10 protein-coding genes and 1 riboswitch are annotated in these 14,394 nt (G+C 61.8%); of the genes, 4 read left to right on the top strand and 6 right to left on the bottom strand.

The window, feature by feature from the left end:
• Positions 1-5: 5 nt before the first annotated feature.
• The 4 genes from AB5Y73_RS18985 to AB5Y73_RS18970 all read right to left on the bottom strand — a co-directional run bounded on the left by AB5Y73_RS18985 (position 6) and on the right by AB5Y73_RS18970 (position 3,299).
• Positions 6-1,532, bottom strand: coding sequence for a YjjI family glycine radical enzyme (locus AB5Y73_RS18985; protein WP_181497610.1), 1,527 nt, complete (start codon positions 1,530-1,532; stop codon positions 6-8).
• Positions 1,533-1,654: 122 nt separating this feature from the next.
• Entirely contained in the window at positions 1,655-1,990 is a 336-nt protein-coding gene (locus AB5Y73_RS18980) for an AzlD domain-containing protein (protein WP_005340292.1), read from the bottom strand.
• 1 nt (position 1,991) lies between these two features.
• A complete protein-coding gene (locus tag AB5Y73_RS18975) occupies positions 1,992-2,699 on the bottom strand; it encodes an AzlC family ABC transporter permease (RefSeq protein WP_075115980.1) in 708 nt (235 codons plus the stop codon).
• A gap of 120 nt (positions 2,700-2,819) precedes the next feature.
• Positions 2,820-3,299, bottom strand: a complete 480-nt coding sequence (locus tag AB5Y73_RS18970) for a murein L,D-transpeptidase family protein (protein ID WP_031227763.1) — start codon at positions 3,297-3,299, stop codon at positions 2,820-2,822.
• A gap of 279 nt (positions 3,300-3,578) precedes the next feature.
• Between AB5Y73_RS18970 and AB5Y73_RS18965 the strand changes: the two genes are divergently transcribed.
• Positions 3,579-6,746 (top strand): S41 family peptidase, encoded by a 3,168-nt coding sequence (locus AB5Y73_RS18965; protein WP_181497611.1) that lies wholly within the window; start codon positions 3,579-3,581, stop codon positions 6,744-6,746.
• Positions 6,747-6,761: 15 nt separating this feature from the next.
• Here AB5Y73_RS18965 and AB5Y73_RS18960 read toward each other — a convergent pair whose 3' ends face one another.
• Entirely contained in the window at positions 6,762-8,054 is a 1,293-nt protein-coding gene (locus tag AB5Y73_RS18960; protein ID WP_181497612.1) for a ferric reductase-like transmembrane domain-containing protein, read from the bottom strand.
• Positions 8,055-8,362: 308 nt separating this feature from the next.
• On the opposite strand from AB5Y73_RS18960, the gene AB5Y73_RS18955 reads away from it, so the two are divergent.
• A complete protein-coding gene (locus AB5Y73_RS18955) occupies positions 8,363-8,599 on the top strand; it encodes a hypothetical protein (RefSeq protein WP_181497613.1) in 237 nt (78 codons plus the stop codon).
• 79 nt (positions 8,600-8,678) lie between these two features.
• Here AB5Y73_RS18955 and AB5Y73_RS18950 read toward each other — a convergent pair whose 3' ends face one another.
• Entirely contained in the window at positions 8,679-10,544 is a 1,866-nt protein-coding gene (locus tag AB5Y73_RS18950; RefSeq protein WP_279499325.1) for a M3 family metallopeptidase, read from the bottom strand.
• A gap of 276 nt (positions 10,545-10,820) precedes the next feature.
• Between AB5Y73_RS18950 and AB5Y73_RS18945 the strand changes: the two genes are divergently transcribed.
• Entirely contained in the window at positions 10,821-12,503 is a 1,683-nt protein-coding gene (locus AB5Y73_RS18945) for a methyl-accepting chemotaxis protein (RefSeq protein ID WP_181497615.1), read from the top strand.
• A 265-nt stretch (positions 12,504-12,768) separates the two neighbouring features.
• A riboswitch (cyclic di-GMP riboswitch) is annotated at positions 12,769-12,854 on the top strand.
• A 65-nt stretch (positions 12,855-12,919) separates the two neighbouring features.
• Positions 12,920-14,341 (top strand): N-acetylglucosamine-binding protein GbpA, encoded by a 1,422-nt coding sequence (gbpA, locus tag AB5Y73_RS18940; protein ID WP_181497616.1) that lies wholly within the window; start codon positions 12,920-12,922, stop codon positions 14,339-14,341.
• Positions 14,342-14,394: the final 53 nt, after the last annotated feature.

Here is a 14,394-nt window from a genome sequence, read left to right as displayed (position 1 = left end):
CGAACTCAATACTCGCCGATGGTCGATTCGTGGGCGACTACTCGCGGTGCCCGCTGACGAATGGCGGTCACTTCACTCGCCTCCGCACCAAGACAGGTGGTCTGCAAGCGCGACCCCTCTTCTGCGAAGCGGGCCACGTCGCACTTGCGGATCATGTAGCCGGTCACCCGCACCAGATCGCTGTCGGCCACGTTGGCGGTGAACTCGCGCATACCGATGGCAAGCGCTCCCTTGCAGAGCTGCAACAGCGCCTGCGGGTTCTGGCGGATGGTGGGATCCAGCGTGAGGATCTCGCTGATCCCCGAATGGTAATAGGTGTGGTGCGGCGCCAGCGCCAGCACATGGCTGGCGGGATCCGGCTCCTGCCCGTAGGGGATGCGCACCCCGGGGGTGACTGCCACATCGATGCTGAGGCCACCTTGCGAATGCAACAAAGCGCAGCCACCCCAGGCATGGGTCTGCGGGGTCGTGGTCACATAGGCGGAGAGCTGGGCCGAGATGCGATAGCCAAGCTGGTTCGCCTCCTCGCCATGGCCGTAGCGATCCGGCAGATTCTCTTTATCCATCAGGATATTGACCGCTTCCGCCATGCCGTAGATGCCGAACATGGGGACGAAACGATCCTCATCCAGCAGCCCCTCTTTCACCAGGAAGCTGTTGAAGAAGCCGGACTCCTGATGCAAGAAAGCGGCCCGCGCCTCGATCAACTGGGAAGCCAGGCGGCAATAGTGGGGCAACAGGCAGCCGAGGAAGTCATCTATCCCCTGACACTGCTCGGCGACCCGCTTGAGGGAGATGCGAACCAGGGTATTGGCGCCACCGGCCTGCGGCAGGGCGTTGTAGCAGCTGACGATGCCAAAGCCGCGATTGTCGAAGGTATCGCGATGGATCGGGTAGTTGGCGATGTGCGGCTTGCTGCACTCGGCGATATTCTTCACCGCTTGCAACAGCAGGCTGTCCGGGGTCTGCTCCGGATCGTGGAAGAAGGTGAGGTTCGGCGCCACCTGCTTGAGCTCGTTGTCGATGCGCAGGATCAGGCGGCAGATGCGGTTGTCATCCGGCCCGATGTTGACGTGCATGAAGGCGTCCGGCAGCACCCTGTCCAGATAGACCCAGAACCCCTTCAGCTTGCGATAGAGGGTCTCGTCATCCAGTTCGCCGACGAAGGGGAGCAGCAGCTGATCGAGCCGCCCCAGCCAGACCGGCATGCCGGTGACGGAGGGGACATGGTGATAGAGGATGCGCAGGGCGTTGAGCGCCTCGTCGAAATCCTGCGGCGCCGCCAGCTCCAGCCAGGCAGAGCCCTGAGTCAGGAATTTTTCATAGTCCGGCAGCACATAACGTGGCTTGTAGGGGGCGTGCCCTTCGAACATGTCGCAGATAAAACCCTGCTCCATCGCCTCGGCGACTGCGGCAGGCAGGTCGGGGTAGGGCAACGCATTCTCGGCGGCCAGCGCCAGCGCATGGCTCTTCTGGGCGGCGGAGAGATGGGGATCGCGCACGATGCGCTGACAGGTTTCGATCAAAGACATGGGACACTCCTTCACGGACAGAGCCCATATCCTCACCATTTGCAGGCTTTTTTTGAAGTGACATTCATGACATGACGGATGTCGAATAATGACATCCATTACACAAGATCACGGCTCGCGCTTCACCAAGGTAAGAGCTCGGCTATGCCTCCCAGCCAGCGCAGCAGAAAGAAGCCCCCCATTCCGCCCACCACCACAACCAGAGTCGGCAGCCGCAACAGGGTCAAGAGCATTACCCACAGGGTGGCAGTCAGGTAGTCAGGATCCCAGTCAAGACCTATCCCCGGCTCGTAGCTAAAGACGATGGGCAACCAGATGGCAGTCAGCACCGACTGGGCCGAGAAGCCGAGAAACGCCCCCATCTCGGCACCCGGCTGATATCGGGTCAACCGAGAAAAGAAGGCGAAGCGGTTGAAAAAGGTGATCAGGGCCAGCAGGCCAATCATCAGCCAGCTCACGCTACCTCCTCATCCGGTGCAACACATAGCCCACCACCATGCCAGCCAGAGCCGAGACGATGATGTGGATCTCCGCCAGCAGCGGCTTGGTAAGCAACGCTGTGCCGCCGCTCACCAGAGTGGCCGCAATCATGGGCAAGTTTTTCATGGCGGGAATGGTCATGGCGATGAAGGTGGCTGCGATGGCAAAATCCAGCCCCATGCTGTCCAGTCCATCAATGTACTGGCCGGCCGCGATGCCGAGCAGGGTCGCCAGATTCCAGAACAGATAGAAGACGAATCCCGCGATGAGCGCGTAGGCCGGATCAAAGTGGCCGCTGCGCTCCCGGTCTTTCAGCGCCACAGCGAACATCTCATCAGTCAGGAAAAAAGCAAGGCTGGCACGCCAGCGCAGGGAGAGCGGCAATACGTCACGACGGAAGGTGAAGCCGTATAGCAGATGCTGGGAAGTGATCACCATGGTGGAGCCCATGATGGGCAGCAGGGGCGTGCCCGCCCCGAACAGGGTCGTGGCCGAGAGCTGGGCGGCTCCGGCGTAGACCAGCAACGACATCAGCTGAGCCTGAAGCGGACTCAGCCCTGCCTGCAACGCCAAAGCGCCACACAGGATCCCCCAGGGGATCACCGAAATGGAGAGCGGGAGCATATCCAGTGTGGCACGCCACCAGAGCATCCCCGTTCGCTCGGGCACGCTCGTTACTGACATCATGTGATCTTCCTTGTCACAGCCAAAGCGAGCCGAAAAAACTAGCACGGGACAGCAAGCGCTGTCACGTCATCACTGGCGGGAAATAAAACGCCCGCGGAGTCGCGGGCGTGCACAAGGGGATCAGGGCTCGATGACGATGGGCGTACCCGGGTCAACGGCGTCCCACACCTCATCCAGCTCGTGATTGAGCATGGCGATGCAGCCATTGGTCCAGTTGGAAGGCTGAACCCTGCGGTTGCCAATGCTGTTGCGCTGGCCGTGGATCATGATCATGCCACCCGGACGAACACCCAGCTCATTGGCGCGCTTGATGTCATCCAGGTTCGGATAGTTGATATGGATGGCTTTGTAGTAGCCGGAATTGGTCTTCTTGTAGTCGAGGGTGTAGCGCCCTTCCGGCGTACGCTGATCCCCTTCCTGCTGCTTGTGCCCCTTGGGCGCCGGGCCCAGAGCAATCCAGTAGCGCTTCAGTTCTTTGCCATCCTTCATCAGGGTCAGGCTATAGGTCGACTTCTTGACCACCACCAAATCGGCTTTTTCGGTCAAGGCAAAACTCAATGCGGGCCAAAGCCCCAACAAACACAGTAATACGGCTCTCATTCCATCCCTCGACAAGCCTCTGGTGCGGGCTTTTCTTGTTACCAGATCATCTGAACGATGCCCGCCGAGCGGCGAGCGAGCGCCATGATATTGGATCGCCATCAATACTCAATATGCCCGGCAAAACATATCTTGCCGCAGCCAAGCCATCTTCCTTGAACGCTGTCATTTTGCATTGGTAATTAACAGTTAAAACAACAAGATACAAAAAATTATCGCGCTGGCACCCGGGGCAATGATCGGCGAAGATAACACACCACTCCCCGACAGGATCATGCCATGCGCTCTTCGTGCCGCCTCGCCACCCTGCTGTTCTCGCCACTTCTGCTCTGGCTGCCCGCCAGTGTCGCCGCCGATGCACTCTGGCTACGCGAGCCCGCCCTCTCCCCCGATGGCAAGCAGCTTGCTTTCACCTGGCAGGGCCGCATTTTTGTCGCCAGTGCCGAGGGTGGCCCCGCCACAGCGCTCACCGGCAGCGACTACCTGAGCCAGCGGCCAATCTGGTCGCCGGATGGCAAACAGCTCGCCTTTGCCGCCAATCTCTACGGCAACGAAGATGTGTTCGTAGTGCCTGCCAGCGGCGGCGAGATGGTGCGCCTCACTCGCGATTCGCGCACCGATCTGCCGCAAGCCTTCAGCGCCGATGGCAAACGGCTGCTGCTGAGCAGCCAGCGCCTGGGGGCGCCCGATGCCGACCATTTTGTCGCGGAAGGCTACCAATGGGGCGAGCTCTACTGGACCCCGATCACCGGCGGCACCTTGCAGGCCGATCTGCCGCTGCCTGCGACCCTCGCACGTCCCCACGGAGAGCGGATCGCCTATCAGATGCCCGCGGCGGATCAACCCTTTCGCAAGCATCAGCACTCGTTCGCGGTGCCCCGTCTCTGGTTGTTTGATGGCAAGCAGCACAAGCAGCTGACCGAAGATCGGGTGGCGGCTACCGATCCGGTCTGGAGCGACAAGGGGGACAGCCTCTTTTACCTGAGCGAGCGCAGCGGTGATTTCAACGTCTGGCGCCGGGATCTCGCCAGCGGCAAGGAGCAACAGCTGACCCACTATCAGGGCCATCCGGTGAGGGGGCTCAGTGCCTCTCGCAATGGTGATCTGGTCTGGTCATGGCTGGGTGAACTCTATCGCCTCGATGCCGGTAGCAGCGAGCCGCGCAAGCTGACCCTCACACCGCAAGTGGCGAGCACGCCGGATGAGGCGAGCGAGGCCCTGACCCTGGCAGACGAAGCGCTGGTCAGCGAAGAGGCGGATGAGCTGATCCTGGTGAGCGAGGGCAACCTGTTTGCCGTCGACCCCGAGCGGGAGCGGGTGCGCCAGCTGACCCGCGATCCGAGCGAGCAATCCAGCCCCCTCTTCGCCGAGCAGGGGCGCGCCCTCATCTATCTGTCGGAGCAGCAGGGGCACGCCGCCCTCTATCGCCTGCGCAAGGGAGATCCGGATCTGCTGTTCAGCGATCCCGGCACTCTGACCGAGAGCCTGCTGCTGGCGATTCCCGACAAGGGGATCAGCCGTCCGGTGCTCTCCCCCGACGGCAAACAGCTCGCCTTCGTGGTGGATGGCCAGGCCATCCATCTGCTGGATCTGGCGAGCAACAAGCAGCGGGAGCTGGTAGCTGCCAGCTTCAACCCGTCGCGCCACGAGGTACATCTCGCCTTTGCCCCCGACTCCCGCCATCTGGCGCTCACCTTCCGCCCCGATGCGGCAGAGCAGGAGATCGCGGTGATCGACACGGCCAATCCCAAGGCCAAACCGGTCAATGTCAGCCTCAACGGCTATCAGGATGGACAACCGGGCTGGAGTCAGGATGGCGCCATCCTCTACTGGCAATCGACCCGGTTTGGCGCACTGGGGCCCGATGGCGAGCCCCTCGTCACCAACCTGCTCGGCATTTACAGCAGCCGCGCCGCCAGAGCCGATGCCATTGCCGAACTGGAGCCGCCGAAAGGGGGATACGGCTTTGAGAGCGATCGTCTCAACCATCGCGAAGCGCTGCTGCTGCAACCCACCGGCACCCTGCTCGCCAGCCGAATCATCGGCGACCAGCTGATCTATCTGGTGGAGGAGATGGGAGTCAACAGCGAGAGCGAGATCAAGGGCTACAGCCAGGATCTGCGCAAGGGCAAAACCAGCGAACTGTTTGGTGAACAGCCTGGCCCTGCGCTGGCAAGCATCAACCAGCAGGGCACCCTGGCGACCCTGGTGCGAGATGGGGAGATCACCCGGATCCACCTCGACTCCGGTGAGACCACCAGCGCCCCCTTCGCCTTGCAGCCCACCAGCCGCTGGCAGGAACGCATGACCGCCACCTTCGATCAGATCGCCCGGCTCACCAGGGACGAGTTCTATCTGGACGACATGAACGGGGTGAACTGGGATAGCTATGTCGCCGCTTACCGCCGCCTGCTGCCGGGCATCGGCAACCCGCGGGACTTTGGCAACCTGCTGGCGGAGCTGGCTGGCGAGCTCAATGTCTCCCACACCTGGGGCAGCGGCCCCGCCCCCTTCCCGCGCATGGCGGACGAGACCGCCAGCCTGGGCGGCTACTGGCAGGATGGCGAGCAAGGGGTCGAGCTCATCGCCATGCTCTCTGGCGGCCCGCTGGATCAGGAGAGCGATATCGCCCCGGGCGCCCGCCTGCTCGCCATCAACGGCAGCCCGATTGCCAATCTGACCGAGCTGGATCGGGCCCTTAACCATCAGGCCGGTGCCCGGCTCGCCCTCACCTTCCAGCAGGAGGGCAACAAGCAAACTGACGAGGTGGTGCTCACCGCCATCGACAAGCAGCAGGAGTACCAGCTGCAACAGGATCGCTGGATTGAGAAGCGGCGGGAGCTGGTGGCCAGCCTGAGCGGAGGACGGGTCGGCTATGTCTATCTGCCGGCGATGAATAGCGAGGTCTACGATGCGGTGGTGGCGGATGCCCTCGGCAGACAGCGCAATCGCGAGGCGCTGATCGTCGATGTCCGCTTCAACAGCGGCGGCTATCTCGCCAATACCCTGGTGGAGTTTCTGACCGGCAGCGGCAGCGCCAAGGGAATGGCCAGCAGCTGGCCCCGTCAGGGCAAGGGGGAAACCGACGCCGCCACTCGCCAGTGGACCAAGCCCTCGGTGGTGCTGGTGAACGCAGCCAGCTACTCGGAAGGCTCCGCCTTCCCCGAGTACTACCGCACCCTCAAGGTCGGCCCTATCGTCGGCGATCCGGTGCCCGGCACCGGCACCATGGTCTACAGTCACGACTCCCGGCTGATCCCGGGGCTCTCCTACGGCATTCCGACCCTGGGGCTGCGCAAACCGGACGGCACCTTCTACGAGAATCAGGAGCTGATCCCGGACCTGCAGGTGCCCCTCACCCCCGCCGACATGGTGGCCGGACGCGACCCGCAGCTGGAGGCGGCGGTACAAGCCGCCCTCAAGCAGTTGCCAGCCAGCGCCAAATAACGGCGCCCATCGAGCTCAACGAAAGCGGAACAGCTCGCGATGCAGATGCCCGTCCGGCAACAGCCGGGTCAGGGCATCTGCCATCCCCTCCGGCCCGCAAAACCACACCTTCTCAGGCGCATCATGCGCGATGCGGATCAGATCCAGCCGCCCGGCTGTCTTGTCCAGATGCAGCTGATAGCGCACGCCGGTGCGATGACAGAGCTCGGCCAACCGCTGGTGGTAGACAGCCCCCGCCAGATCCGGCGCGCACTGGATCAGGGTGATCCCCTCGCCGCGCTCCCCACGGGCAGCCAGCCCCTCCAGCCAGGCGACGAACGGCGTGATACCGATCCCGGCACCCAGCCAGAGGGCTCGCCCTCCCCCTTGCGGCGCAACAAAGGCGCCATAGGGGCCGGTCACCACCACTCCATCCCCGACGCGAGCCTCTGCCACCAGCTGACGGGTATGATCCCCGAGTGCCCGCACCGCGATCACCAGCTGGCGCCGATCCGTCGACACCCGCACCAGGGTAAAGGGGTGCGGCCCCTCCTTGGCATCAAATTCGAAGAAGGCAAACTGACCCGGTCGGTAATGGGCGAGCGGCTGCTCCAGCTGCATGGTCAGCTCGCAGGTGTGATCCGCCAACGTCCGCACCGCAACGACCCGGCCCGGATGGCGATCCCGTGCTCCCACTTGTCCCAACAGAGAGTAGAGGGCCCCGATAGCTCCCAACCCACCGATCAACCAGATCGATACCCCCACCGGGGTCATGGCCCCAATCTGAGGCAACAGGCAAAGCCCGTGTCCCCACCCCGCCAGATAGATGAGCGGCGCCAGCCGGTGGATCAGCCGAAAGCGACCATAACTCACCAGCGCCAGCAAGCTCACCACCACCAGCGCGATCAGCAGATAGAAACTCCACTCGCCCAGGGTATTGCCAAGGGCATGGAGCGAGAAGCCATTACCTGCGCCAGCCCCAGCACCACTGGCCCCACGCCGCGCAGGACGACTCAGCCAACCCGCCGAGACTGCCCACTTGGGCACCTCCACCAGCAGCCAGTGGGCGGTCAGCGCCAATGCGCCACCGATGGCTGTCTGGCGGTGCCATCGCAACATCCGGTCCAGACCGCCACACCACACCTCCAGCTGCGGCAGACGCAACGCCAGCAACAGCGAAATGGCCATATAGGTCATCCCCAGCAGACCCGTCAGCAGCAACATCTCATGGCGCCAGGGCCACACCCCGTTGGCATCCCCCGCATAACCGAGCCACCAGACCCCGACCGCCAGCAGTGGCAACAGCCACCACATCCATTTATTCGTCATAACATGCTCCCTGGTTCCATCGCGGCAGGGCCTCATCTCTCTGCTGATGGCACCATTACACACCCGTCCGGTCACAAGACTTTGCCAGAGGGGGGAGCTTGTGTGGCAATGTGTGACAAACGGAAACAAAAGAGGGGCTGACTGGCCCCTCGTGATCACCCTTGTTGGCTCGCCCCTCTTCATAGGAGATGGCGCACAATCCACCTCCGCTGTGATTGACGATCCGCCAGCAAAAGGAATCAAATGGGGACGTTACATATCTGCGGCGGAAAACCTGCTGCCCACTCTTCCGGACAAGGAGATCCCCCTTGCTTGCATCCACCGAACAACGCTACTGCCCGAGTTGTCAGCGCGAGACCAACCATGTCGTGGTGCTGGTCGACAAATCCTATGGAAAAGAGGTGAAACCAGAGCAAAAGCGCACTGCATTTATCAAAAACTTCATTACCGGCTGGGCCGCCGGCCCCTTTCTGGCCAACATGGATCGCTTTGAACGCCACGCCATCTGTGAAAATTGCGGAAATAAAGTCATTGATGAATCGTGAATAATGAAAAAAGAATGGCAGGAAGGTCGCCCCTCCTGCCAATTGCCTATTCATATCAAGCCTGCCTTCATCACATCACTTACTGCACGCAGCTCAGCTCCTCTCTGACATCTCCAGCAAAGTAGCACCGGGTAATCCACGCCTCGAAATCTGCCAGCATGCGGGTTTCCGACTCGCTGTTGTCGGCGATAAGCTCGGCGCCATGTACCACCCGGATATGGGCATCGAGCGGGCTTCCCTCGCCAGCCACGGGGCGCTGCTGGGCGGCAGCCATGCAGGCCTGCGCCTGTTGCCACGCTTCGTCTGCGCTCAGGTTGCATGCCTCGGCCAGCGGCACCGCGCTGAATCCCTCGCCGGTCAGGCTGCGCAGGGTCTCATCGTGACTCATGCCGTTGCCAGGCCCCCAGTAGTGGGCGGCCAGATCCGGCCCGATACGCGGGTTGTCGGTGAGGTAGCCATCACGTTTGAGGAAAAAGGCGCGGGTCTGCTCCACCGCCATCAGCGCCAGCAGGTAGCCGTGATAGGCGCAGGCCGACTCCTGATTAAGGAGGTGCGGAATGGCCAGCAACGGACGCGGGCTCTCGACCCCGACAATCTTGCGCTCCCACTGGCGGGCCAGCGCCAGCACCGCCTCGGGGCTACGTTCGGCCTCATCCATGGCGTAGAGATCCCGTTCGAAGTAGGCCACCAGCGCGATCTGGCGCTCGTTAAACGCGCGAAACGGCTGACGGGCGGCGATCATCTCCTTGATAAGCGCATCGGGGATCGACTCTCCTGCTGCGTTTCTGGCGTAACGTTTCAGCCAGTCGGCATCGTCCAGCAGGCTGTCGCAGAACATCGACTGGGTCTCGGCATAGGCCATGGAGGTGGGCGGGAACTCCTGTGAGAAGCAGGGGGCGTTGCCGGTGACATTGGCAAAATGCGCGGCGTGGCCCCCCTCGTGGAACAGGGTGTTGAGGCCACTCCAGCCGCTGCCCACCTGCGCCGGATCGGCTAGGCTGGTGAAGTTGACCACCGCCGGCACCCACTCCCCCTGCTGGAAGAAGCTCGGTACCGGGCCGTGGCAGAAGCCGTTCTCGTATTTCCCTTCCCGGGTCAGCAAGTCCAGGGTCAGGGTCGCCCCGCGATACTGGATGCCGAGCCGGCGGAAGCTCTCGACCCAATCCCGCAGTGCCCGCGAGAAGGGCACATAAGGATCTAGCTGGCGGGTCACATCACCGCTCACGCTGTAACGCAGGTTGTGGGGCAGCAGGGCCGCCTCCCCCTTGGCAACCTTCAGCTCTTCCAGACTCTGCTGCAACCGGGCGTCGGTGCGGGCAATAAAGTCGTCGAGGATGGCAAACAGCTGCTCCGGGCTCATCTGCTCGTTCTTGCGCACCTTGTAGTCGAAGTAGTCGCGATAGCCCATGGTGCGGGCAAAGCGGTTGCGGATCGCCACCACCTCGAGAAAACCGTTGCCGACTACCCACTGCTCCAGGGTGTGGAACATGGCGAGCGCGCTCTGGCGCACCGCCTCGTTCGGGCTGGCGGCAAGGGAGGTGCTGGCGGCGGGCAGGCTGCCTGCGACCTGCTGGCCCTGCTCATCCAGCAGGGTCAGTTTCAGCCCTTTGCGGCGGGCGAACAGCTCCGCCTCGGCAGCCACCAGCTCATCCATCAGGGCAGCAGCGGCGGGATCTTCAATCACATTGCACTCGAAGAAGGCGATCCAGCCTTGCAGACCGCGCTTGAGGTCATCCTCGTCGGCCTGCACCAACATCTCCCGCAATTCGGGCAGGCGGGCCGGATTGGCACAAAAGGCCTTGTAGGCCTGCTCGGCCGCGGTGAAACCGGCCTGATCGTCGCTGGTGCCCATATAGGTGGACCAGAAGAGATCCTCCTTGCGCCTGTGCACCTGCAGGTAGTCGGCGTTGAGCTGGTTGAAGTAATTCCTGGCAATGGAACTCATAAATTCCCTCTTGTTATGGGGTCACCCGCAGCGGGGCCCACTCCTTTTTTTGAAGAAATGCCAAACCATTCACACTCTTTGGCAAAAATTGCGCAGGGATGCGCATCAACACGCTACCAAAAAGTGGGGGTTGCTGTCTGCTGACTATACTGATGTTAAAACGCTCATTTGAGAAAGCTCGGCAAGAGACTGAAAGTAAATGAGTTGTTAACTTTTACGAACTGGCTGCCGCGGTACAGAGCCACATAAAATCAACAGGGAAATGAGGGTTTAGTCATGTTCAAGCTCGGTGATATTACCGTGAGCCGCAAATTGATCTTGCTGCTCGCACTGGCGTTTGTCGGTTTTGTCTCGCTGCTGCTTATCTCGGCCAACGCGCTCCAGCGCAATCTGATGAGCGAGCGAGAGGCGCGGCTCAATGCGGTACTGGAGCAGGCCATGAGCCAGATCCAGTTTCTGGCCAGCACCCTGCCAGCAGAGCAGGCTCAGCAGGAGGCACGCAAGCTGCTGACCAACACCCGCTTTGATGGCAACAACTATTTATTCGTCATCGACGAGAACCGCACCATGGTGGTTCACCCCATCCGCCCCGAGCTGGTCGGTCAGAAGATGGGGGAAGGGGGGGCCGCCACCGCCGGGCAGTTCTGGTATCAGATGGTGGATATCGCCAAAGGGGGCAAACAGGGCACTCTGCAATATGTCTGGGTCGGCCCATCGGGCGAAACCGCCGACAAGCTATCCATGGTCTCCGGCTATCAGCCCTGGGGCTGGATCCTCGGTTCCGGCATGCTGCTGCAAGATATTCAGCAGACCATCTGGGCCCAGTACATGAAGATGGGGACCGCCACCGCCATCGTGATCCTGCTGATGGGGCTGCTGGGCTGGCGCATCACTCACTCCATCGTCTCCCCCCTCAGCCAGATCAACCAAGCCATGCAACGAGTCGCCAAGGGGGATCTGGTGGTAAGCATCCCGGTACAGGGCAAGGATGAGTTGGGAGTGGTCGCCCGCTGCACCAACCAGAGTCTCGATGCCATCCGTCACGCCCTGCTGGAAGCCAGCCAGGGGGCCCGCAACGTGGCGGATGCCGCCCTGCGCATCGCCGCCTCTGCCGAGCAGACCAATCAGGCGGTCACCAGCCAGCGGGATCAGCTGGCCCAGCTCGCTACCGCCATGAACGAGATGAGCGCCACCATCTCCGATGTGGCCGGGCACGCCGAAAATACCGCGCGGGATACCCAGGAAGCGACCGGTGAAGCGGGTCTCGGCAACCGTGACGTTCATGCCAGCGTGCACGGCATCAAGGCGCTGGCCACCGAGGTGGAGCAGGCCACCCAGCAGGTCAACCAGCTCAAAGAGGGAGTGATGCAGATCAGCGAAGTGACCGCCGTCATCAGCGCCATTTCGGAGCAGACCAACCTGCTGGCCCTCAACGCCGCCATCGAGGCAGCCCGTGCCGGTGAGCAGGGCCGCGGCTTTGCCGTGGTGGCCGACGAGGTACGCCAGCTGGCCAGCCGCACTCGCCAATCCACCGAGGAGATCCAGAGCACCATTGCCCAACTGCAGCAACGAGCCGTCACCGCCGCCAACGCCATGGATACCAGCCGCAAACTGGCGGAGAGCAGCGTCAACCAATCCCAGCAGGCGGGGCAGGATCTCACCCTGATCGTCAACCACATCCAGCATGTGAGCGACATGGCGACCCAGATCGCCACCGCCGCCGAGCAGCAGAGCATGGTGGCCGAGGATATGAACCGCAACGTCAGCGGCATCAACGACTCGGCGCTGGAGATGTCACAGTCCGCCTCGCAACTGGCGCAGGAGAGCGAGCTGCTGGCCGGTCTCTCCCGCAGTCTGGATGAGCGACTTGCGGTGTTCAAACTGGGTAAGGAGTCCTCCACTGCGCCGATGATGGCGCCCCTATCTCCCCCCTCCGGCGAGCAGCACGCCCGCCATTGATAGCGTCAATATGTGTCGCCTTGTCACCCGACCTGCCAGCTCAGCTGGCAGGTTTTTTTACGCCGCAAAACACGCAGCAAGCATGCACCTTATTGGCATATTCAACGGTATTCGACGCCATTCACAAATAAGAGAACAATTTAAAAACAGCCAGTTAGAATGATTTACGCGCCATTGGATGATGCATTTAAACATTCAACTTCAAATAACGAATCAATGCAGTGCACAATGCTGATGGCCGAACATTTGGCCCATCACTAATCATCTAGTCATTTGGCAAACTGACCGAAAGGTCGGGACGCAAAGCCTCCGGTCTACAGACGTTTTGTCCAGGATAGCGGGGTTGCCACACGCAAGTGTGTATCGGGGAATCCCCAGGCCAACTGACTGCCCACATCTGTCGAACAGAGGAATGTATGGCAGCAAAAATCCAACTCAATCACATCGCAGCGGTGCTGGCTCTGCTGGCCAGCGGCAGCGCCCTGGCTCATGGCTACATCAGCCAGCCAGAGAGCCGCAACTACCTGTGCAAAACCGGCGGCAACAGCCAGTGTGGCGGCGTGCAGTGGGAACCCCAGAGCGTGGAGGGCCCTTCCGGCTTCCCGCAGAGCGGCCCACAGGATGGTCAAATCGCCTCGGCGGGCAGCCCTCGCTGGAGCGAGCTGAACATCCAGACCAGCGACCGCTGGACCAAGCGTGAAGTACAGCCCGGCCCCTTCGCTATCAGCTGGACCTTCACCGCCAACCACGTCACCCGCAACTGGCGCTACTACCTCACCAAGCAGGACTGGAACCCCAACCAGCCGCTCACCCGCGCCTCGTTCGACCTGACCCCCTTCTGCGTCATCGACGGCAACATGGTGCAGCCGCCCAAGCAGGTGACCCACAACTGTGTCCTGCCGGAGCGCACCGGTTATCAGGTGATCCTCGGCGTGTGGGAAGTAGGCGACACCAGCAACAGCTTCTACAACATCATCGATGCCAAGTTCAAAGATGGTAGCCAGCCGCCGCTGGAGTGGAGCCAGGCAGGCACCATCTACCCCTCCATCGACCTTGCTGTGGGTGACAAGGCGATGACCCGGGTATTCGATGCCAACGGCGAGCGCCCCGATCTGCAGACCGTGCTGACCATCACCACCGCCGAGCAGGGCCAGAAGAACAGCTGGGCTCATGCCCTCGCCAGCAAGATCAACGCCGAGCAGAGCCTGATCCGCGCCGGTCAGCAAGGAGCCGATGGCCAGTTCAATCCGGTCTACGGCATGAACCCCGTCTATCTACATCGAGACAGCAAACTGGATCGAGTCGAGATTGATCTGCAACAGCTGCAGCCGCCGGTAGTGGACAGCATCAGCGTCAGCGGTCTGGCCAGCGACTATGTGCTGGACAACGGCAAGGCAACCCTCGATTTCACCGTCACCGCACAGGGCGATCTGGCCGTCACCAACACCCTCTATGACCACGGCGGCGTCGCCAAGGGGGAAAGCAGTGCCGACATCAGGGACAGCAGCCACACCTTCACCATGGCGCTGGAAGGGCTCAAGGCGGGTCACCACCAGCTGGTGATCAAGGCCACCCCGAAAGCGGGCGGCGAGACCATCCAGCAGACCATGGACCTGATGTTCAAGGAGCAGAGCAGCGGCGAATACGACTTCGTCTTCCCGAACTCGCTCAAATCCTATGCCACCGGCACCAAGGTGCAGCAGCCGAAAAATGGCAAGGTCTATCAGTGCAAGCCCTTCCCCTACAGCGGCTACTGCCAGCAGTGGACCACCACTGCCACCCAGTACGAGCCGGGTATCGGCTCCCACTGGCAGATGGCGTGGGATGAAGTGAAGTAACTCGCCACCGGATAGCAAAAGGGGAGCCATTGGCTCCCCTTTTGCTCTTCTCT

This window comes from Aeromonas sp. s7(2024) (assembly GCF_040907825.1).
GTDB classification, from domain to species: domain Bacteria; phylum Pseudomonadota; class Gammaproteobacteria; order Enterobacterales; family Aeromonadaceae; genus Aeromonas; species Aeromonas veronii.
This window is presented reverse-complemented; position numbering and strand designations above follow the sequence as displayed.